The following is a 21,939-nucleotide window of genomic DNA, read 5'->3' as shown; positions in this document are numbered from 1 at the left end:
TTGGAACGTATGTTCTTAATAATTACATACAGTAAGGAGATAGAACAATGGTATACGACACAAAAGCAATTTCTTGGAATGAATCTTTAAAACAACTTCAACGCCGCTATACAAACAAACAAGTTGACCGAAAAGAATTTGAGGATATTGAACTGATGGAATTCTTCCGCGATAACGACTACATTTCTTTACCTACACATATAAGCGGCCTATCAAAAACACGTTTTACTTCTTACTCTATTTTCACAACTGAAGATAAAGATCGTAAAGTTGGCACACTTATTATTGAGTATGTTGAAGACGATAATAATAATTTATGTGTTGAACAACTATACTTCGTTTAAACTATAACGCTTGGTCATTTTGACCAAGCGTTCTTGCTTTCTATTAATCTCACTGTATATAATATGAATAAAAGAAAACCGTAATCATTAAGGGGGGATATGCTTGCTCGAAGGATGGTTCAGTTGGTTCATTGTATTATGGACGGTTATTTTATTAGGACTTATGTCTATCGGTGGATACTTTATGTTCAGAAAATTTTTAAAACGATTACCAAAAGAAGACGGCATGTCCATTTTGGATTGGGAAGAACACTACATAAATAAAACGAGACATTTATGGGCTGACGAACAAAAACAATTGTTAGAAGAGCTTGTAAGTCCTGTTCCAGAACTATTTCGCGATGTTGCAAAATCAAAAATCGCTGGCAAAATTGGGGAACTTGCATTACAAGAAAATGCCTCTCAAATTACACAAGACTTAATTATTAAAGGATATATCATTGCCACACCAAAGCGTGATCATAAATTTTTAATTAAAAAACTACAAGAAAAAAAGATTGATTATTCTAACTATCAATCTTTACTCGCAAAGTAACTTCATATTATTTTCGATAAAAAAGACAGCGCCTTTGACGCTGTCTTTTTATTTGGTACATATACAGTTTTTAAGTTAGCTTCATATCTTTTTCATTATAAAAACCATCTTCTTTTTCCATTTCCTTCTGTAATTTCGTAAAGGAACGATACATTGCAATTCTCCATGACACAATCATCGCAAACGCAAGTAAGAAGAACATGCCACTAAGTTGTCCTAAATCAAGAGATTGGCTTAAGTATGTTTTAAATACAATCCGCACTACAAGTAATCCAATTAATATAAAAACAAAGGCTTTTGAACGCTTCAAATAAATCTCTTGTCCTCTAATTTCAAATTTAGATGTTTTAATAAGAAAAATAGAGAAAATCAAACCGACACCAATTGCTTCTAACATTTCTGCTGGAGTTAATCGAAATTCAGGAAAAACATACATCAATGCGCCCGTACTCATAAAAAATGGTGGAAGTATAATTTTTTTCAATGTTGCAGGTTTCTTAGCTGCTTTTAAACGAATAAACATCGCACCGACAGCCATACAAACAGCAACGATACTGGATAAAACAACTATGTTCATATTTTCTCATCCTTTTTTGTGGCTATATGCAAAATATACTTTCATTATATGCTTTTCCGTTAGTATTTCCAACATTTTCGCAGAATAATACTAAAAACCGGTAAAACCACCAAATAAACTTGAGAAATATACGATAATTTTCGTCATCCAGTTAAAGTATAAGAAGACACCCATAACAATCATAATATATCCTCCGATTTTCATGAAGGCCATACTATTTCTTTTAATCCAAGACATTTTCGTAATAAAGAATGACAGTACGAAAAACGGGATAGCAAATCCAAGTATGTAAGCAATCATGTAAATCATTGCAGATTCTGGGTTTGTTGCTGCTAATCCAATTACGGACACTAGAATTGGTCCGGTACATGGCGTCCATCCTGCTGCAAAGGCTAATCCAATTAGTACTGATCCAAAATAGCCACTTGGACGATTTTTAAATGTAAATTTACGGTCTTGCATTAAAAATTTCGGCTTAAACACCCCGACAATAATTAAGCCGAACACGATGATAAAGATACCACCTAACTGTCTGATTAAATCTTTATAGTCAGTAAAGATTCCTCCAATAAAACTTGTACCAAATCCAATTGCAATAAATATAATTGAAAATCCAAGTAAGAAAAACGCTGTATGTATCATACTTCTTTTGCGAAGCATTGCATTTTCTTCTTTCAATTCAGAAACCGACATACCTGTTATGTACGATAAAAATGCCGGATAAAGCGGTAAGCAACATGGGGAAATAAATGATAAGAACCCGGCGCCAAACGCTAAAAAAATACTAATATCTTGCATCATTCCACTCCTCTCCCTAAATATTGTAACAAAAACACATAAAAATACTATGAACAATTCGTGAAATCACTTTTACAACGTGGCAATAAGAAAAACCACACTTCCCCACAGTTTCTAATAAAACGTTTTCATTTCCTTCTATTATATAGAAAAAACTCAAATGGATTATAAAACTCCTTTAATTGTTATTAACATAACAAAGGTAACATAGTTTCTCAAATAATTAGCACGCTACTAGTACGCCTATTTACATATTGGTTTAAAAAATATTTTTTTCAAATGCTGTCTCTATACAATGCAAAGTTGATTTTATAATACTTCTACTATTAATAATTTCAAGATTATGCATAAATATCATACTTTTATTATTATTCTATAAAATGTCATACTTTTCTTTCATTTGACCCTTTATTTCTAATTTTGTATACTTCCCTCTAGTTATATATTTTCGATACGGAACAACTTCATATAGATGGGAGGAATTTTTCATGCTTCGTTATTCTCTTTTAGTTTTATTAGGAGCGTGTAGTTATGGAATTTTAGCTATTTTTGTTAAGCTTGCATATGCAGAAGGATTTTCACTTGGAGAAGTAATTGGCAGCCAATATTTGTTCGGTTGGATTATTTTGCTTGCTATTACACTTCTATTTTCTAGACATCGCGTTCCTTTAAAGCAAGCATTACTTTTATTCGTTGCAGGAACATCTGCAAGTTTTACCGGAATTTTTTATTATGCTTCATTAAAAACTGTACCAGCTTCTATTGCAATTATTCTTTTATTCCAATTCGTTTGGGTCGGAATTATCATTGAAGCAGTCGCAACAAAAACATTACCTTCAAGAGAAAAAGTTATTTCTGTTATTTTCTTACTTGTAGGGACATTTTTATCCAGTGGTTTACTAGAACAATCAGCAGGTGCTTTCGATACGACTGGAATCATTTTAGGTTTATTATCTGCTGTTACATTCGCAACATACATTTTCGTGAGCGGAAAAGTTGCTGTTGAAGTACCTTCATTACCGCGCGGTGTTCTCTTAATGACTGGTGCTTTAACTTTAGTCATGATTGTATTTCCACCAACATTTATTTTTAATGGTGCCATTTCTCAAGGTCTTTGGAAATACGGTTTAGGATTAGGAACATTTAGTATCGTAATTCCATCTATTGCCTTTACAATCGGAATTCCAAAAATCGGTTCTGGCTTAGCGACTATTCTTGGTGCAGCGGAACTACCGGTTACAACAATTATGTCAGTATTCGTTTTAAAAGAGGCTGTACTATCTTCACAATGGTTCGGTGTATCACTTATTTTAATCGGGATTGCAATCCCGCAAATTGCATACGCAATGCGTGGACGCGGACGTTATCGTAAACATCATACGCATAAAAAAATAGCAGCATGAACGAGAGAGGATTTTCATTTGAAAATCCTCTCTTTTATTGTTGTATACTTATAGTAAAGATTTTGCTGAAGAAAGAAGGCATACTACATGGTATCTATTTCAAATCAACTAAAAGAAAAACTTATTTCCATCCGTCGACATTTACATGAGTATCCAGAACTATCATATGAAGAGTTCGAAACAACAAAAGCAATAAAAAATTGGTTAGAAGAAAAAAACATTACTATCATTGATTCCAATTTAGAAACAGGAATTATCGCTGAAGTGTCTGGTAATAAAAACGGACCAATTGTAGCAGTTCGTGCTGATATTGATGCCCTTCCTATTCAAGAAGAAACACATTTGTCCTATGCATCTAAAGTACCAGGGAAAATGCATGCTTGTGGACACGATTTTCATACAGCTGCTATTTTAGGTACTGCTTTCTTATTAAAAGAAAGAGAATCTTCCCTAAATGGAACGGTTCGCTTCATATTCCAACCAGCTGAAGAAAGTAGTAATGGCGCTTGCAAAGTTATTAATGCTGGACATTTACGTAATGTGCAAGCGATTTTCGGCATGCATAATAAACCTGATTTATCAGTAGGTACAATTGGCATTAAAGATGGTCCACTGATGGCCGGAGTTGATCGATTTGAAATTGAAATTCACGGAGTTGGTACACACGCGGCTGTACCAGATGCTGGCGTAGATCCTATTGTCGCATCCTCTCAAATTGTGATGGCACTGCAAACAATTGTAAGCCGAAATATAAGTTCATCTCATAATGCAGTTGTTAGTGTTACAAATATTCATGCGGGAAATACGTGGAACGTGATTCCTGCAAAAGCTACGTTAGAAGGAACTATTCGCACGTTCCAAGCTGAAACACGTGAAAAGATCCCAGCACTCATGGAGCGTATTATTAAAGGTGTATCTGATGCATTAGGTGTAAAAACGGAATTTCGTTTTTATTCAGGTCCTCCTGCTGTTCACAACGATAAAGCTCTTACAGACTTATCTACTCACGTTGCCACAAAGATGAATCTTAATATCATCTCGCCTAGTCCGTCAATGGCTGGAGAAGATTTTTCATTTTACCAACAGGAAATACCAGGTTCATTCGTCTTTATGGGAACGAGCGGTACACATGAATGGCATCATCCTGCTTTTACAATTAATGAAGAGGCACTGCCTATAAGTGCCGAATACTTTGCTTTACTAGCCGAAAGAGCACTTAAACAATTCTCATAAAAAAAGCCGTTCAAAGTGCATCTCAGCACCCTGAACGGCTTTTCTTATTAAGTTAAATCACGTTTTAAAAACACAGTATATGAAATACATAAAAATACGAACAAATAAAGTAGTAACATACATGATGCAAACGGGAATGTTACTCCATCAATAAAACTTCCATTCTTTGAAATACTATATAAATCTGTGTTTGCTGGCAATAAATATTTCGCCCAGTTATATCTAGTGGCTGCTAATAACGCAATATTGCCTGATAAAGCAAGGAATAGTGAAATACCAATTGCACCTCCACTAGATCTCGTTAACACAGAAATCATAAATGCAAACGATGCATACACAACCGTTGGTAACCACGATAAAACATAATATTTACTTGCTTCCACAAAAATATTTTGTTTTATTATATTTCCATCTTGGAAAATAAACTCACTCCATGCAGGCTGTTGGAATTTATAAATAACAAGTCCACATAAAGCGGAGAAAATCATATTAAATATAAACAATAAAGCTGCAAATATAACGATTGCTAAAAACTTTGCTGTTAAAATTTTAAATCGACTCGCCGGACGGATTGTTAAAAATTTATATGTTCCCCAGCTATATTCATTCGCAAAAATTGTACTTGCATACACGAGGATAAATGGGAGCAAAATTGGAAATACGATAAAACCTGTATCTCTCATGAAAGAAAGTGGAGAACTGCTTGCCGGTGCTGTATCCGTATCTAAATGCTTCATCTTAAGCTGGTATTCTTTTACAAGCTCATCCCCTGATTTTTCTGCTAAAATAGCTTCTTTTTTCATGCCAAGCTTTTTCTCAATTTCTACAGTACGTTCTGTATAATCTACTTTCCATCCTTTTGTTTCCGGTTCAAAATACTTTACCGTAACCCACCCTAATCCGATTATTAATACTGCAATAACCGCAAATGGAATAATCGTTCGCTTCCGCTTAAATATTTTATACAGTTCGTTATATACTAAATTAAACAATATCTTTTCCCCCTGTTAATTCTAAAAATTGCTCTTCTAACGTTTTTCTTTCTTCATATACACGATACACTTGAATGTTTTTCTCAAGCAATGTACGAATAACATTTGGGATTTCTTCATCTTTTACGTTAATAATTAATTCATTATCTTTTACTAAAACATCATGCCCTAACATTTCCGCTGCTTTATTCGCATCATCTACACGTATACGGATCGTCTCCATCTCTTCACTTTGACTATGCTGAATGTTTTGCGTAGCCACATATTCCCCGTGCTGAATAATGATAACTCTGTCACACATTAATTCAACTTCTGAAAGTAAGTGACTCGATACAAGTACAGCTTTTCCTTGTTCATGTGCAATTTTTTTTATGTACATTCTCATTTCATGTATTCCACTAGGGTCTAATCCATTCGTCGGTTCATCTAGTACCAACACATCCGGATCGTGAATAAGCGCCTGAGCGATTCCTAAACGTTGTCTCATGCCAAGTGAATATGCTTTTACTTTACGATTAATTACTTGTCCCATTCCTAACAATTTCACTACTTCATCGATACGTTCTTCGGTCACATTACCATTCATTCGTCCGAAATATGTTAAATTTTCATACCCGCTCAAAAAAGGATAAAATTCGGGTGTCTCAATTACCGCCCCAATTTTCGCAGCGGTTTTTTCAAATTGCTGTTTCACAGATTGACCATCAATCCATACTTCACCTTCTGTCATACGGATCATACCAACCATCATTCTCATTAAAGTCGTTTTTCCAGCACCGTTTGGTCCGAGTAAACCGACAACCTCGCCTTTTTTCACTTCAAAACTAATATTTTGTACAAGTGTCTTTGAGCCAATTCGCTTCGTTAACCGATCGACTTTTACAATTGATTGTTCATTTGTCATTCTATACAACCTTTCCTTCCCATTCTTTGTCAGGTCTTTTCACTGTAACATGATTATTTTTATGTGTAAAATGAACACTCCCCCACTTAGCAAAGCTTGAAGTGGTGGTTTCTAACGTTTCGACCTAACGGACGATTAACGTCAGAGGAGTTAACACATTAGCGAGCTGTTTCACGCCTAACCCCTCTATCCCATTTGTCCATGCATTTGGGATTACTTTTCGTAAAATGTTAGCCGCAGCATTTACATCAGCATTAATTAAAGTTTTATTTGCTGAACGATATATGCCGCGCTCTATTCGTTTTCCTGAAAAAGTTGTATTTTGGTCATTTTCTCCATACGTTGGAATGAAGTCGTTATCCAGAAAACTTGCTTTCGATGTATATGATTCTTCAGTTACAACAACTTGAATGCCTACAGCATTTGCTTTGTATGTAATCATTTGAATCAGTAAATTGTGCGGGATATGACAAAACGATTGGTTATTTCTTTTTCCCATATTCGTTTCTTGTTTCCAACTTTTGTTTTGACCAATAACGATTTTACAAACTTCTTCTTCTTGAGCTAGTTTTACGATATGGTGACTAACTTTATGGAAGACGTCTTTTATTTTCAAGTAACGTTTTTGATGAAGTTTTTCTATCCTTTTAGAAGTAAAAGGTCCTTCATTCGTTTGTTTTCCATTTCTAAGAATGCTTGTAAAATGACTCTTCATTTTGTTGTAATATTGATTTATGCTTTTGACATGTTTGCCCTTAACAAGGACAGGTTTCATACCTGTGTTTGTTACGATGGTTGCAAGGTTATCAATCCCTAAATCAATACTCATATAACGAGCATTCTCTTCAATCATTTGTTGTTCAGAAGGAACATCAATTACCAATTCCACTACATATTCATTGTATTTTGGAATCACACGAACTTGTTTCAGTTTACCTTCAGTGAAACCTAGTTTCCCAATATTTAATTGTAATTTCGTCTTTGGAAACTTTAAAAATCTACCGTTTTTAATGATACAATCTTGGTTTGTATACAGAATCTCTTTTTCAGAAGAACGAATATACTTTGGAATCCTAGGCGTTCCAGCATATTTGTTTGGATTCTTTTTATAGTCTTTTAAACTAGCAAAAAAAGATTTCCAATTTTGGAACAAACCCTTCATGATTGACTGGCTACATTGCGTAGGCAAAGCTCGATAATCATTTTGAATCATAGCCTTAAATAGTGCATCTAGAAAGTTGTAATCTACATAAGGTTTTTCAAAATTAGGTTCTGAAAACAAATTACATGTAATCTCTTTCTGTTCTTCTTTAGGCTTTAATTTCTCTTTTTCCAATTTCTTCCGATAGGCAAGAAGTTGTGTGTCATTCATCTTATCAATATTTTTATGAATATTATCCAGAACTTCTTTTTGCAAAGGCTGCAACTCTTTTTCTTGTGTTAATCCAGTGTACACCTGGCGTATATAAAAGTTTGTGGTGTTATACATATTCTTAGCGTTATGACAACATTCTTGAAAATAAGAATACATACGATGCCCTTTTTTAATCCAAATTTGAAGAGTTTTATAGTTTGATGGATTTTCCTTTGTCATTTTATTCACCTCCTTGTTAAGGATATTATAGCAAAAAAGAACGTACGTTTCTGTTTTTCTTGAAAATAAAATATTTCTTTCGATTCACCTCACCACCTTCATTTACGTTTAGAGGTGGGAGTCCTCTCAAAAGGCATTTCAAGAAAAAGGCATGATTTCTCATGCCTTTTTCTTGAAATGCAACGAATTTTTATCTTGTAAACTTTGAACAAATCGAAAACATTGCACCATCGATAATAGAAGGATAACAATCATAATTATACTCACTACTACTATTGCATATATTGTAATTGGCGCACTATTTACTCCTTGTATCCCTGCGATTTTCATAAAGATAACCGTAAATAATTTTAAAAATAGCATCCCATTAATTAATCCGAAAACAAATGCTGCTCCATAAATGAATAATTGCTCCTGAAATAATAAACATAGCACTTCTTTTCTTTTCATATTTTCTGCTACATAAGATGTAAACTCCTCTCTCCTCACATGCAAAAGGGAGTACATCATTTGATATGTAGTAAAAATACATATGAAAATTAGTACAATAAACAGCGTGTAAAAATACATTTGAAATACAAATGTATCCCCTACTTTCCAAATGGCTCCTTCATTAAATTGTAACGATATCATAAAAAACAAAATCATAGTACTCATAGCAATCCAAATAAATTGCTTCATCCTTTTGGTAGCAAATGTTCTAATATTTTTTCTCGCTAGCCGACATAAAGACATAAAATTCTTCCCCTACCTTATTACATACGCATTCTATACTACTAGTGTATAAAAATATGACATTTTAAACATCGCACTACAATCGGAATTTCTTCTAAGTCTTTAGTCCTAGAAAACGAAATGATAAAAAAATCACATTTAGAATATAATTGTAAAAAGGAGGAGATTGCATGCGTATAAAATTACTATCAATCTTGTCTTTATTATTACTCACAAGTTGTAGCCCACTAAAAAACAATGAAGTTGCCATTGTTGAGCCATACAAATTAACAAAAGAGCAAGCTTCTATTTTACAAATGACTCCTTTTCAAGAAGGAAATAGCATGTTTTATAACATTACGCTTAAAAATGATAAAGATGAAATAAATGCTACAATTGATTATTATAACAATGGTAAAAAAACAAAAGAAATTGCTTACATTGCTACCTCACATTTTCTAGAAAAGAAAATAAAACTCTCTTTCATATCGCCATACCCCTACTTTAATGAAGATGTACCAGAAAAAGGGCAATGGTATATTAATATTAATGGTGGTGCAACACTTGTTCCTGAAGAAGCGCCACCAATCGTAAATAGCTCTGCAACTACTACAATCCAATCTATAAAAAATTTAAAATACAATCAAAAAACGATTTTAGCTGCTGTAATCCAAACCAGTAAAGAAACTGTAATCGTTCCTATCATTGATGAAGAAACAGGCATTGATCTACTCTTAAAAGAAAATGAACACGTTTATCTATTTAGTATCGAGCTAAAAAAAGAACAATAAAGCGGAAATGCAACTTAAGTTGCATTTCCGCTTTATTGTTTAATAAGGTGTACTTTTATGAATCTGAATTAAATCCATTTTCTGTTACTACTATTACTCATCTTCTACTTCTATTCTTTTCTTCTCTCTTGCAATTTTTAAAAACTCTAGTAGCTCTGGATTACTATTCATTTTTTTGTAAGCCACTGACATTTCTGCAACAAAATTAGAATCATATAACTCTTTATATACAACTTCTGTTTTATATAACTTATTTGCCGACACGGGTATTACTGTAATTCCAATTCCTGCTGCTACAAGCCCCATAACTGTTTGATACTCTGTTGCTTCTTGTACAATACGCGGACTAAATCCAACTTCTCTGCAAAGAGATAAAATTGTATCATATAAAGCTGGCCATACTGGTCTCGTAATAAATACAAACGGCTCATCTCGTAAATCTTCTATATGTATTTCATCTTTCTCTGCAAGCGGATGTGCCTTTGGTAAACATAAGGTGCAAGATAACCTTTGAATTGGCTCTAATTCTAATAATTGTGTTGGAATTGGCGGACGTAAAAAGCCAATATCAATACGGTTATCATGAAGTGCATGAACTTGATCTGGTGTTGACAATTCATGTAATGCAACAGACACTCTCGGAAATTTCTTTCTATATTCCCTAACAATTGATGGTAAAATATCGTATATCGCTGCACCTACAAAACCAATTGAAAGTGATCCCACTTCTCCCCTTTGCGCACTTTGTGCAACTTCTACTGCTTTTTCAATTTGTTCAAACGCTTTTTTTACTTCTTTTAAAAACATTTCTCCTGCTTCTGTTAGTTCAACCTTTCTTTTCGTTCTTGAAAATAATGTAACTCCCATTTCTTTTTCTAATTGCTGTATTTGTTGACTAAGTGGTGGCTGTGTCATTTGTAAACGAGCAGCCGCCCGTCCAAAGTGTAACTCTTCTGCCACAACAACAAAATATTGCAAATGCCGTAATTCCATTTTTGGACACCCTTTTCACTTTCGATTAATATGTCTAATATATTAATAACATATAATTTATATATTAGACAAATATTTTGAATGAACGTATAGTAGAAATTGTTAATTCTTTTTTACAATTTTTATGTAAAAAAAGAAAGAGGTGGTTACTGTATGAAATGGTGGAAGTTAAGCGGACAAATTTTGTTACTATTTTGTTTCGCTTGGACAGGTGAATGGATTGCAAAACAGGCACACCTCCCAGTTCCAGGAAGTATAATCGGTATTTTTTTATTATTAATTTCATTAAAATTTAACCTAGTTAAAAAAGAATGGATACAGGACGGAGCAGATTTTTTATTAAAAGAACTTATTTTATTTTTCATCCCTTCTGCAGTCGCTGTCATACGTTACAGAGATACACTAACACAATATGGAATCGATCTCATTTTAATTATTATGATTAGCACTCTTTGCGTTACCTTAGTTACAGGACTTTTAACAGAATTGCTACTAAAGCGGAAAGGATCAACGCAATGATCGGATTTCTTTGTTTACTATTAACACTATTCACATATTGGATATCAAAAAAAATGTATCAACGCTGGAATTGGAGTCTACTTTCTCCTCTTCTCGTCTGTCCCATTATTTTAATTGCTTTATTGCTCGGATTAGATACACCTTATGAAACATATGAATCTGGTGGTCACTGGTTAACTGAATTATTAAAACCCGCAACAGTTGCTTTTGCATGGCCAATCTATAAATACTTTGATTTATTAAAGAAACATGGAATGGCTATCTTACTTAATGTCATTGTCGGTTCGTTTTTATCAGTCATTACTTCAGCACTACTAGCAAATTATTTTCAAATTGATTCATCACTAGAACATAGTTTAGCGCCACATATCGTAACAACACCAATCGCAATGGCTATTTCAGAAATGATTGGTGGTATGTCACAATTAACTGCTGTATTTGTCGTTTTAACTGCCTTAACAGGAGCATTGCTCGGTCCTTCTCTCATACGTATTTGCCGTATTAAAACAGCAATCGCAAAAGGTATTATGTTAGGAACGAGCGCAAATGGAACCGGTACATCAAAAGCATTCGAAATCGGTCCTGTGGAAGGAACAATTGCAAGTTTATCCATGCTTTTAACAGCAGGCGCTAGTTTGGTTATCGTTCCGCTTTTCTTGTCTTGGATACATTAAAGAAGCAAGTATTTACATACTTGCTTCTTTATTTATATATTGGCACAGCAATTCATAATCCTCTGGAAAAGCTAAACACAATTGTTCAACTTCATGTATCCCTTTCCAAGCAATTTCATGTATTAACTCATCAGGATCTTGGATTTTCATATTACCGCCTATTTGTTTAACAAAATAATAATGGACATACACTGGAATTCCGTATGTAATACCCTCTTTTTCATATATTTTATTTACAACTTCCACATTGTAACCCGTTTCTTCCCAAACTTCCCTGATACAACATTCTTCTAGTGTCTCTCCCTTTTCAAGTCCTCCACTTGGGACAGACCACCTTTTTTCTTCTCCCTCTTTGCCCTGCAATACCATTAAAACTTCATTTTTTTCATTTACACATACCGCTGCACTACCTATCCATCTCTCCATAAACATCCCTCCCCTACTAAAATTCGCCTTCTTTATTATTTTCCCCTTGAAAAAAAGAGGAAAATAATAAAACAACGACGAAAAGTTACATCAACTTCATAGACAATCCCTTCTTAGAAATTAAAACTGGAAGGATGAAAATATGATTTCTAATTATGTTGTGGAATGTGTCTTTTGTGAAGAAAATCGAAAACCTCGCCAAGCTATTGTCACAGTTCCCGCCACTACTCAGCTACTAGCCCTTGAAAAAGTGCACGCGGAATGCAAACGTCGCTTCGGAAAAACTGTATTATTGCAAACAGAAATTAAAGAAGAAATAATTTTCGAACAAAAAGAAAGCTGACCATAAATTGGTCAGCTTTCATATCCGATCATATTTTCACATGAAGATTAGGGGCATCCTCTTTAAGGATCGGGATTTTCCCATTATGTACGTTCCATAATGGTCATCGAACAATATATTTCTATGCAATTAACTATTGAATAGAATAGGGCAAAACTTGTTCGCATTTTTAGAAAAGGGATAGGGATATAATTCAAGTAGTACTTCGAATACTCGAACTTTACACTCATAATATTAAAACAAATCCTTTTATATGGGAAATATGAATTACCTATATAATTCATTCGTAAAATATATTAATAGTTTGCTATATTAATTTTATCCCGCTATTTGTAGGCAGTAACCCCCTGCTGATTATAATTTCACTTTATTCCATCAATAGCATACATCCAGCTAAAACCGGTGTCATAATCATCGAAAACCTCAAAAGCGTTCGCGGTGCATAATTTGTAAACTTCGCACCAATGTATGCCCCTAACATGGTCCCAATCAATACTTGCAATAACAATATATAATCTAAATATCCTTCCGAACTATATCCTAGCCCGCCTCCAATTGCAATCGGTAATATAACAAGCATTGTTGTCCCTACAGATTGCTGAATCGTAAGTCCCAATAGAACCATTAATCCAAGTTGAATAAACGGTGCAGAACCAATCCCAAATGAACCAGCCATCATTCCAGTAACTAATCCAAGGCATACACATTTCAACAAGTATTTCACGGAAAACTCTTTATGTTTATATAAAGACGACTGTTCTTTTTTTTGGAACATAATTAATTTAATAAACATAAAAATTGCCGATAAAAATAACATCCCAGCTGTAAACCAATGAAGAAGATGTGCTGGTATAAGTGAACCAAATTTAGAACCAATATAAGAGCCAATTGCGCCAAATCCCCCAACAATCCCACCTATAATAAGTGCAACATTGCCTTCACGGTAATGACTTACAACACCTGATAATGTCGTAAATGCCATTGCAGTTAAAGATGTTGCAAGAGCAACATGAATAGGAATTTGGAATACCAAAGTGAGTATCGCGATAATAAATCCAGCTCCTCCAGCTCCAACAAATCCTAATAAAATACCCATTACTAACATTGTTATAATAATTGCCACAGACTTTCCCTCCAGTAACACAATTATCCATCATATTTATCCTTACATACAAATAAAAAGCATCCTAGACGGATGCTTTTTATTTCAATGATATGTACTTAATCTTGATTAATCAAAATAACTGCTGGACCAGCGACCACCACTCCAGCTACTTCTATCTTTTCAAATTCCTTTACTGTAATAGAGATAACTCCTTCTCTTTCCATCAATTCTTTACTCAGGACATCAGTCGGGATTGCTTTCACCGTCTTACCTCCTTTTCATTTATACAATATGATAAAATGAAACTTTAATCAGTGGGGGTTTTTTCCGTACTTATTAATTATTACCCCTCACCAATCGGACTAATAATCACCCAATGCATCTATATATATGCATCACCTCCGCTTTCATTCCTTATTCCACTCAAAAACCTTCTCCCCCTTCCGTGACATATTGAAAAATAAAAAAGAAGCTATAACATATAGCTTCCCTCTACATTTCTTTAATCTTTATGCACCGTATATTCCATGACTTTTCCATCTCTATCAAATTGGAAAACAAGCTGTTCGCTATCTATTGGAATAAAGCCACGTTCAGTCCCAAGATAATACAAAGTGATAACTCCTTCTTCCCCACTTCTCGTGTCCGTTGAAGCGCCTAACAATTGTGTAATTTCTTCATTTGATTTCCCTATTAATTTATATTTTTGTAATAGATCATCTACCATATGTATCCGTTTCTCTGCATGATTTAACCATCTATTTTGATTAAACTTTGACGTATATTCATTTACACTTAGTTGTACAGTGCATACTATTAATGGTATGAGTGCTACTATTAAAACCCCAGACATTTGCTTCTTTTCTTCATTACGATTTTTAGAAGCATATAAAATAACCCTTTGAACCATGACTAATAAAACAAATGGTATGAATACTACAAAAATGCTCCTTACACTTAAGGGCATATGGATCATATCGATGACGAATATAAATAGAATGTACATTACTATATACAAACAAAAATAGACATACAAAATGCCACATAGCATAGCGCTCAGAAAGATCCCCCCTTTTAACTCACTATATAATTCATCCTGCTAATCATTTCTCGAATCTGTTCTAATTCTTGCACTGTATATACTATTTTCCCTGCTAAGATTTCATTTCTGAAGAACGTTACAATTTGCTCCCGATCTTTTAATCTAGGTGTTTCCTCACTAGAAAGATCTATTATTTCTTTTCCATTTTCATTATAAAAATATACAACTGGTTTTACCTTTGCTTTTATACTATTAGTCTGCATTTCTTTCAAACAATTGTATAAAATTTGAGATAGTTTCTTCGCCTTATATACTGGATTCCCTTCATTTTTCACTTGTATAGTTGACGAATCTTTACCTACTATATATTCAAATGTCTCTTCTTTTTCAACTTCTTGTTGATACTTACCCATTTCATCAATCATAAATGAATATATACCAGCATTTTCTTTCGTTAAACCATGAACTAATTTCTCTTCCCATTCTTTCGTCTCAAGTAGATAAATACCAGTTTTGCACAAGATGAGATGATGGATCCGATTATCGTTTATTTCACTATTATTTTTAATAAAAACATTCGGCATGATTTGAATTTCAGCATCTAATATGATGCCTTGCTCTATGAATCCTCGCTTCATATAATGTAATGTTTCGTACGTATTCATTTCAGCGCCGTTTTTAGTATATTCTCGTAAATTTGCAATTAATTTTTGAAACATATGTATTTCATTATTATGTTTATTTTGTATTTCACTACGTTCTTTACTATGCTGCACAGCTAATTGATTTTTCATCATACGCATATTTTCAATTTCTCTATTTGCACTTACTTGTAAATCATTGTATTTTTTCTGTTCCATATTTTTCAAATTATTTTGTTGTTCTGTATGCTCTATCACCGTAGCTGCAATTTCATTTTTATACGTTTCAATCGCTTGTTTCTTTTCAAATTCTACTTGCTGACTCTCTGATTCTAACTGTTTATTTTTATAAAACAGCACAAATACTACAGCTAATAATATTAAAACCGCACCTATTAGCACATAATTCATATTTTTACCCCTTTATTTCATTTTCGATTATTTTTTATAAATATATCTACTATAGTATACTATGGTTTCGATACAGACTTTGTAAAAGTTGTATATTTTTAATAAAGTGAAACTTTAATCAGTGGGGTTTTGTTCCTTCCCCACTGATTATTAGTTGAACCAATCGGGCGTTTACTGGCAATTGATCCCCCCTAACTTCTTTGCTTCCGCTGAATTTTGAGGTGGGAGTCTTACCGCCAGTTAATGCGGGATAAAAGGCACCTCTGACGGGGCACCTTTTATTTTCACTCTATTGTACACCATACTGAATATAACTTGGATCGTAGTATATCCATTGATTTGTCCCTAAGCAAAGCCATCCATCTTGCTTACTCCATACTCGATACGATTCACCAAGATGTAACTGTCTTATAACATTTCCTTTTAATGATGGAGCGTCACGTAAATTTACATTATCACCAGTAATAGTCGCCACATAATGTTTATACTGAATATAACTCGGATCATTATATACCCACTGATTTGTCCCTAAACAAAGCCATCCATCTTGTTCTCCCCAAACTTCATATGTTTCGCCACGATTCAATTGGCGAATTACACTAGACTGCAAAGATGGTCCACTTCTCAAATTCACATTATCTCCATTAATTATAGCAACCCCGTACACTGGAGTTGCATTATTAGGCGGAGAAACATTCCCTCCACCACTTGCTCCATTCCCTTGTAAAGCTTCTAGTGAAACTGCAGCTGATACATCACAATTTCCTACACCTGAAATTTGTCCAGAATCTGTGTACTGCCATGCTGTCCACGCTGTCCATCCACCAGCATCAGCAGGCGGTGTACTCGAGTATTTAGCAATCCAAAGTGGAATATCACTTAATCCGCTAATTCCGAACTCATTAATATACCAAACTCCTGTATATAACATTACATCTTTTCCAGTAGCCTGTTTCACATAATTTATGAAGCTTCTTGCCCAATTCGATATAGCGCTACCAGTTAAATTACTATTACTCGGATCTTTTGGTGATTCTAAATCCAGAACTGGCATTAAGTCTGTCTGGTTACTTTGTAATATACTCACAAAATATTTCGCCTCTGAAATTGCATCATTTTGTTCTGGACGTGCAAAATGGTATGCACCAATTAATACATTCGCACTTCGGGCTGCTTGTACATTTTTAGTAAAAGTAGGATCAATGTAATTTACACCTTCTGTCGCTTTTGCATACGCTGCTGGAATTCCAGATGCCTTCACTGCATTCCAATCAATATTCCCTTCCCAATGAGACACATCAATTAACGTAACATTTGAACTCGATCTGTTTTGCATATAAAATCTCCTATTAATTTTTTTACTTCGTATACATACAATATGTACAAATTTCATAAGAGGACACGACATTTATGCTATAGAAACAAAGAGTAAATATATTTTGTATACAAAATAAAAAAGACCTTGTATTTACAAGGCCTTTTGCAAACTCCCTTTATTTTGTAACAAGTACATATTATAATACAAACCTTGCTCACTTAGTAATTCTTGATGTGTTCCTCTTTCTACTATCTCTCCATCATGCATCACAAAAATTTGATCTGCATCTTGAATTGTAGATAACCTATGCGCAATGGCTATCGTCGTTCTACCTTTTCGCATTTGTTGCAACGCTGTTTGAATAGCCTCTTCTGTTTCTGTATCGATATTAGCTGTTGCTTCATCTAATACTAATACTTTCGGATTCGTTGCTATCGTTCTAGCAAAAGCAATTAATTGTCGTTGACCGCTTGAAAATGCTGCACCTCTTTCTACTACTTCTGTTTCATACTGCTCTGGTAACTTTTCAATAAACGTATTCGCTTGCACAAATCGAGCAGCTTCTTTTACTTCTTCATCCGTAATTTCTTCATTATACATACGAATATTTTGCTTTACATTTCCAGCAAATAAAAATGCATCTTGCAATACGAGTCCTATTTTCTTTCTAATTTCTCGTTCTTCAAATTTTTCTAAATCTACACAGTCTATTACAATATTTCCCGACTTAATATTATAAAATCGCATTAACAAATTCATAATCGTACTTTTTCCGCTACCAGTATGCCCAACAAAAGCAACCGTTTGCCCTTGTTTCACGTGAAATGATACATTTTTTAAAACGTCACGCTTTCCATCATATGAAAAAGTAACATTTTTAAATTCAATATCTCCATCGACAACTTGAGGATTCTCATTGCCTTTTTGAACCGGTGCTAAATCTTTCTCGTCCATTAAATGAAATACACGTGATGACGAAACAAGTGCCTGTTGGAAAAAGGACAATTTCATCATCATCTCATTTACAGGTTGGAAGAAACGATGTATATAGTTAACAAAAGCATATAAAACTCCTACTTCAACAGGGCTCTTTAAAGCATCAATCCCAAATAAACCTAGTACTAACGCAATAGCTACAATATGTACTAAATCCGTAGCTGGTCGTAAAAGTAATGCGTCTAACTTCAAAGTACGTCGCCCTGCACTATAATGTTTATTATTCACTTCTTCAAACTCTTTTCTCATACGTTTTTCTTGTCTGAACACTTGAACAATATTCATTCCTTGTATGGACTCGTTCAATTTTGCATTTAACACGCTTAGTTGATTACGTACTTCTAAATAAAAAGCTGCACTTTTCCGGCGATATAATACCATAATCGCGAACATTATCGGAATTAATATGAGAGAAAATAACGCTAATTTTACATCTAATAAAAACATCGCTATTAAAATACCTACTAAAAAGACTACATTTTTCACAAATGTTGATAATACACTGACATAAAAATCTTTAATCGCTTCCGTATCATTCGTTATACGAGATACGAGCGTACCAATTGGCGTACGATCAAAGAAACTTAATGACAGCTTTTGAACATGTTCATATACTTCAACTCGCATATCTTGAACAATCTTAAAAGCAATGTTCTGAAAGTACAATAGATTTAAATACGTAAATAATACCTTTAATAAATGAGCAACTATGTAAATTACAAATAAAGTAACGAGTGCTGATCGTTCAAAATCCCGCGGTACTAGGTGTTCATCAAGGAATTGTTTAATTAAAAAAGGCCCCATCATTTCCGTTACTGTCGCACCAACTAAAAAGATAAATGCTAAAGATAGCAACCCTTTATATGGCTTCATATAAGAAAGCAATCTACTTAAATCACTTCGCTTCTTCTCTACCATCATACGCCTCCTTTCTCGACTAAAGCTTCTAATTGCTGGCTTTCATACATTTCCTTATACCAGCCGTTTTCCTTCATTAATTCCTCATGTGTACCTCTTTGTACAATTCTACCTTCATCAACAACAAGAATAAGATTAGCATGCTGAATTGCACTTAATCGGTGTGCAGTAATAATCGTCGTTTTCCCTGCTCTTTCCCTCTTTAAGGCACTTAAAATTGTCTCTTCTGTTTTTGCATCTACCGCTGATAAACAATCATCCAAAATTAAAATTTCAGCATTTGTTAATAAAGCACGAGCAATAGAGATTCGCTGTTTTTGACCACCAGATAACGAAACGCCTCTTTCCCCTACTACTGTTTCATATCCTTCTGAAAATTGGAGGATATCATTATGAATACAAGCAATCTCTGCAGCTTGGGTAATTTCATTATATGTAGCATCCGCCTTTCCAAAGGCAATATTCTCACCAATACTTGCTGAAAATAAAAAATGATCTTGCGGCACATATGAAATGGCAGAACGGACACCATGAAGTGTTAAATCTCGAATATCTCGCTCCCCAACTTTTAATTCACCATTAAAATGATCATACTCACGGATTAAACATTTTAATAAAGTCGTTTTCCCTGCACCTGTACGTCCTACAACTCCTAGCGTTTCGCCCTTCTTCAAATCAAAGTGAATATCGTTTAAATGTAACAGTTCATTTTTCTTATACGAAAATGAATCAATGGCAAATGAAACATTACCGCTCGCTATCGTATGTACAGCATTTTCTCTATTTACTACATCTGATTTTTGTGAAAGAATTTTTTCTACACGGTCATATGAAGCACGCCCACGCTCCATAATATTGAACAACCATCCAAACGCTAACATTGGCCAAACGAGGGTACCTAAATATGTCGTAAATGTAACGAGATCACCTACTGTTAATTCACCTCTTACAACTAATACCGATCCGTAACATACTGCAATTAAAAAAGAAAATCCAACGATAAGAGCGATTGTCGGATCAAATAACGAATCAATACGTGCAACTAACACATTTTTATGCACAACATCTTCTGATTTTTTTCGAAACGCCTGCAAATCTTCTTTCTCTTGTCCAAGCGATCGAATCACTTTCATTCCACTCATACTCTCTTGCACTTTATCATTAATTTCCGAAAACGATTGCTGTGCTTTATGAAACCTTTTATGTAATAACGTTCCATAATAATTTGTCGAAATGGCTACAATCGGCATCGGAATTAAACTTAACAATGTTAACTTCCAACTAATTGTAAAACCCATCGCTACGAGTACACATCCCCCAACAGCTAATGAATCAACAAGCGTTAAAACACCCGCTCCAGCAGTTTGCTGGATTGCTTGAATATCATTAGTCGCATGTGCCATTAAATCACCTGTTCGATTTGACTGATAGAAAGATGGACTCATCTTTGTAAAATGTTCATATAAATTTTTTCGTAATTGGCGAGCTAATTTTAACGAAGACCCGAAAATCATAATACGCCATATGTAACGCAATATGTACATCGTAATACCTACAATTACTAATAGTACAACCCATTTTAGTAACTTATCGGTCGTCAATGTTTCATCATTAATTTCATCTACAACGATTCCAATTACTTTTGGTGCTACGAGCTCTAAAAGTGCAACGCCAAATAATAAAATAATTCCGGTTATGTACGCTCGTTTTTCTTGTTTAAAAAACCACGCTAAATTCATAAACACTTTCATTTTTTTCCTCCTCCCTTAAAATGAGCGATGTTTTCAGTTTACCAAAAATACAGAATTTTTAAAAGTTTTAAAAACTGTAACTAACAAAAAGAAAGACACTCTTAGTGAGTGTCTTTTAGCGCTTATTTCATTTGTTGCTTGTTCATCGCGCTCATCATTTGATTGATTTTCTTTTGGGAAGGTTTTTGTCCCATTTGCATCATCATCATTTTTAACATTTGTTCGTTAATTGGTGGATTTTTTTGTAAGTAATTCATCATGTATTTGCGGGCAATGAAAAATCCTAACGCCACGCCTGCTACTAGTGCTACTACGCCCACTAGAATACCTAACCAAATTGGCATATATTTTCCTCCTTCATGTTGTCTACCTTACAGTGTACTAAAACCTTTTCAATAAGACAAGATACAATTCGACATTTTTTACACATATGTTCGTACTTGTTTTAGAGGATTCAGCCATCCGTACTTTGTATTTTCATAATCCATAGCTAAAAATGTTAATTCACACTTTCTTAACACCTCAAAGAAAGTCGTTTCCATAGAGACATTTCCAGAGGTATTCATACGAATATAGTGTGGTTTCACCATTATTTCACCGTACTCCGCTCCCGTATAAAGTGTATGTGTATGATGTGTTCTATCATATTTACCAAGAACGCGCAAAGCTTGTTCTAATTTATGATGAATTTTCATTACTTGCAATGGTTTCGTTATATACATCATTTGTTTATATAACACTTTTTTCTCCGAAAGGGACCCAGATTCTGAAAATCGAGCAAATAAATCAAAAAACAAATATTCACGACCAAAATAAGATTTCGCAATATCCTCTTGAATTAAATACAATTCATACGTTTTCATTTTTCCCCTCCCAATCTGGACAACCTTTTCCCTTCATTATATATAAGAAAATTT

26 protein-coding genes are annotated in these 21,939 nt (G+C 34.1%); 8 read left to right on the top strand and 18 right to left on the bottom strand.

Annotated elements, in window-relative coordinates; translation table 11 throughout:
• Positions 1–47: 47 nt before the first annotated feature.
• Complete coding sequence (locus tag N2V92_RS16720) at positions 48–344, top strand: hypothetical protein (protein ID WP_000262400.1); 297 nt, start codon at positions 48–50, stop codon at positions 342–344.
• Positions 345–447: 103 nt separating this feature from the next.
• Positions 448–879, top strand: coding sequence for a DUF2621 domain-containing protein (locus N2V92_RS16715; RefSeq protein ID WP_000889371.1), 432 nt, complete (start codon positions 448–450; stop codon positions 877–879).
• Between the two features lie 70 nt (positions 880–949).
• Here N2V92_RS16715 and N2V92_RS16710 read toward each other — a convergent pair whose 3' ends face one another.
• From N2V92_RS16710 to N2V92_RS16700, 3 genes are all read right to left on the bottom strand, one after another.
• Complete coding sequence (locus tag N2V92_RS16710) at positions 950–1,456, bottom strand: CcdC family protein (protein ID WP_001028640.1); 507 nt, start codon at positions 1,454–1,456, stop codon at positions 950–952.
• Between the two features lie 90 nt (positions 1,457–1,546).
• Positions 1,547–2,254 carry a cytochrome c-type biogenesis protein CcdA gene (ccdA, locus tag N2V92_RS16705; protein ID WP_001152674.1) on the bottom strand — a complete coding sequence of 236 codons (708 nt, stop codon included), beginning with the start codon at positions 2,252–2,254 and terminating at the stop codon, positions 1,547–1,549.
• 16 nt (positions 2,255–2,270) lie between these two features.
• Positions 2,271–2,420, bottom strand: coding sequence for a peptidase T (locus N2V92_RS16700; protein WP_074790237.1), 150 nt, complete (start codon positions 2,418–2,420; stop codon positions 2,271–2,273).
• A gap of 322 nt (positions 2,421–2,742) precedes the next feature.
• Between N2V92_RS16700 and N2V92_RS16695 the strand changes: the two genes are divergently transcribed.
• Both N2V92_RS16695 and N2V92_RS16690 read left to right on the top strand, forming a co-directional pair.
• Positions 2,743–3,657: an EamA family transporter gene (locus tag N2V92_RS16695; RefSeq protein ID WP_000947042.1), complete on the top strand. Its 915-nt coding sequence runs from the start codon at positions 2,743–2,745 to the stop codon at positions 3,655–3,657.
• Positions 3,658–3,744: 87 nt separating this feature from the next.
• The gene (locus N2V92_RS16690) at positions 3,745–4,890 is read left to right on the top strand and encodes a M20 peptidase aminoacylase family protein (protein WP_000253664.1); all 1,146 of its coding nucleotides are present in this window, start codon (positions 3,745–3,747) and stop codon (positions 4,888–4,890) included.
• Positions 4,891–4,937: 47 nt separating this feature from the next.
• On the opposite strand, the gene N2V92_RS16685 is transcribed toward N2V92_RS16690, so the two are convergent.
• The 4 genes from N2V92_RS16685 to N2V92_RS16670 all read right to left on the bottom strand — a co-directional run bounded on the left by N2V92_RS16685 (position 4,938) and on the right by N2V92_RS16670 (position 9,115).
• Positions 4,938–5,882 (bottom strand): ABC transporter permease, encoded by a 945-nt coding sequence (locus N2V92_RS16685; protein ID WP_000482759.1) that lies wholly within the window; start codon positions 5,880–5,882, stop codon positions 4,938–4,940.
• Entirely contained in the window at positions 5,875–6,786 is a 912-nt protein-coding gene (locus N2V92_RS16680) for an ABC transporter ATP-binding protein (protein ID WP_000180626.1), read from the bottom strand. The genes N2V92_RS16685 and N2V92_RS16680 overlap by 8 nt, the downstream gene beginning before the upstream one ends.
• A gap of 124 nt (positions 6,787–6,910) precedes the next feature.
• On the bottom strand, positions 6,911–8,380 hold the full coding sequence (locus tag N2V92_RS16675) for an RNA-guided endonuclease InsQ/TnpB family protein (RefSeq protein WP_000159708.1): 1,470 nt from the start codon (positions 8,378–8,380) through the stop codon (positions 6,911–6,913).
• Positions 8,381–8,539: 159 nt separating this feature from the next.
• The gene (locus tag N2V92_RS16670) at positions 8,540–9,115 is read right to left on the bottom strand and encodes an FtsX-like permease family protein (protein WP_000050614.1); all 576 of its coding nucleotides are present in this window, start codon (positions 9,113–9,115) and stop codon (positions 8,540–8,542) included.
• Between the two features lie 170 nt (positions 9,116–9,285).
• On the opposite strand from N2V92_RS16670, the gene N2V92_RS16665 reads away from it, so the two are divergent.
• Positions 9,286–9,885, top strand: a complete 600-nt coding sequence (locus N2V92_RS16665) for a hypothetical protein (RefSeq protein ID WP_001220622.1) — start codon at positions 9,286–9,288, stop codon at positions 9,883–9,885.
• A gap of 93 nt (positions 9,886–9,978) precedes the next feature.
• Here N2V92_RS16665 and alsR read toward each other — a convergent pair whose 3' ends face one another.
• A complete protein-coding gene (gene alsR, locus N2V92_RS16660) occupies positions 9,979–10,878 on the bottom strand; it encodes an acetoin biosynthesis transcriptional regulator AlsR (RefSeq protein WP_000423234.1) in 900 nt (299 codons plus the stop codon).
• A gap of 153 nt (positions 10,879–11,031) precedes the next feature.
• On the opposite strand from alsR, the gene N2V92_RS16655 reads away from it, so the two are divergent.
• Together N2V92_RS16655 and N2V92_RS16650 are read left to right on the top strand one after the other, a co-directional pair.
• Positions 11,032–11,397, top strand: coding sequence for a CidA/LrgA family holin-like protein (locus tag N2V92_RS16655; RefSeq protein WP_000872365.1), 366 nt, complete (start codon positions 11,032–11,034; stop codon positions 11,395–11,397).
• Entirely contained in the window at positions 11,394–12,071 is a 678-nt protein-coding gene (locus tag N2V92_RS16650) for an LrgB family protein (protein WP_000578954.1), read from the top strand. The genes N2V92_RS16655 and N2V92_RS16650 overlap by 4 nt, the downstream gene beginning before the upstream one ends.
• Positions 12,072–12,083: 12 nt before the next feature.
• Here the strand turns inward: N2V92_RS16650 and N2V92_RS16645 are convergent, their stop codons facing one another.
• Entirely contained in the window at positions 12,084–12,497 is a 414-nt protein-coding gene (locus tag N2V92_RS16645) for an NUDIX hydrolase (protein WP_000442973.1), read from the bottom strand.
• A 142-nt stretch (positions 12,498–12,639) separates the two neighbouring features.
• On the opposite strand from N2V92_RS16645, the gene N2V92_RS16640 reads away from it, so the two are divergent.
• Positions 12,640–12,840 carry a DUF3903 domain-containing protein gene (locus N2V92_RS16640; RefSeq protein ID WP_042595477.1) on the top strand — a complete coding sequence of 67 codons (201 nt, stop codon included), beginning with the start codon at positions 12,640–12,642 and terminating at the stop codon, positions 12,838–12,840.
• 367 nt (positions 12,841–13,207) lie between these two features.
• Here the strand turns inward: N2V92_RS16640 and N2V92_RS16635 are convergent, their stop codons facing one another.
• The 9 genes from N2V92_RS16635 to sirA form a co-directional block, all read right to left on the bottom strand.
• Positions 13,208–13,963, bottom strand: a complete 756-nt coding sequence (locus tag N2V92_RS16635; RefSeq protein WP_000974664.1) for a sulfite exporter TauE/SafE family protein — start codon at positions 13,961–13,963, stop codon at positions 13,208–13,210.
• Between the two features lie 98 nt (positions 13,964–14,061).
• The gene (locus N2V92_RS16630) at positions 14,062–14,208 is read right to left on the bottom strand and encodes a BC1881 family protein (protein WP_000644411.1); all 147 of its coding nucleotides are present in this window, start codon (positions 14,206–14,208) and stop codon (positions 14,062–14,064) included.
• A gap of 239 nt (positions 14,209–14,447) precedes the next feature.
• On the bottom strand, positions 14,448–14,996 hold the full coding sequence (locus tag N2V92_RS16625; RefSeq protein WP_016077370.1) for a hypothetical protein: 549 nt from the start codon (positions 14,994–14,996) through the stop codon (positions 14,448–14,450).
• A 23-nt stretch (positions 14,997–15,019) separates the two neighbouring features.
• A complete protein-coding gene (locus tag N2V92_RS16620; protein ID WP_016077369.1) occupies positions 15,020–16,039 on the bottom strand; it encodes an NERD domain-containing protein in 1,020 nt (339 codons plus the stop codon).
• Positions 16,040–16,328: 289 nt separating this feature from the next.
• Positions 16,329–17,375 (bottom strand): GH25 family lysozyme, encoded by a 1,047-nt coding sequence (locus N2V92_RS16615; RefSeq protein ID WP_001181415.1) that lies wholly within the window; start codon positions 17,373–17,375, stop codon positions 16,329–16,331.
• Between the two features lie 132 nt (positions 17,376–17,507).
• Positions 17,508–19,271 (bottom strand): ABC transporter ATP-binding protein, encoded by a 1,764-nt coding sequence (locus N2V92_RS16610; protein ID WP_000229515.1) that lies wholly within the window; start codon positions 19,269–19,271, stop codon positions 17,508–17,510.
• Positions 19,271–21,022, bottom strand: a complete 1,752-nt coding sequence (locus N2V92_RS16605) for an ABC transporter ATP-binding protein (protein WP_000862447.1) — start codon at positions 21,020–21,022, stop codon at positions 19,271–19,273. The genes N2V92_RS16610 and N2V92_RS16605 overlap by 1 nt, the downstream gene beginning before the upstream one ends.
• A gap of 122 nt (positions 21,023–21,144) precedes the next feature.
• A complete protein-coding gene (locus N2V92_RS16600) occupies positions 21,145–21,366 on the bottom strand; it encodes a YneF family protein (RefSeq protein ID WP_001123317.1) in 222 nt (73 codons plus the stop codon).
• 78 nt (positions 21,367–21,444) lie between these two features.
• The gene (gene sirA, locus N2V92_RS16595; protein ID WP_000860652.1) at positions 21,445–21,885 is read right to left on the bottom strand and encodes a sporulation inhibitor of replication protein SirA; all 441 of its coding nucleotides are present in this window, start codon (positions 21,883–21,885) and stop codon (positions 21,445–21,447) included.
• Positions 21,886–21,939: the final 54 nt, after the last annotated feature.

The organism is Bacillus sp. CH_48, assembly GCF_038008465.1.
Taxonomy (GTDB): Bacteria; Bacillota; Bacilli; order Bacillales; family Bacillaceae_G; genus Bacillus_A; species Bacillus_A thuringiensis_S.
Note: the sequence above shows the minus strand (reverse complement) of the source record. Positions and strands in the feature narration are given on the sequence as shown.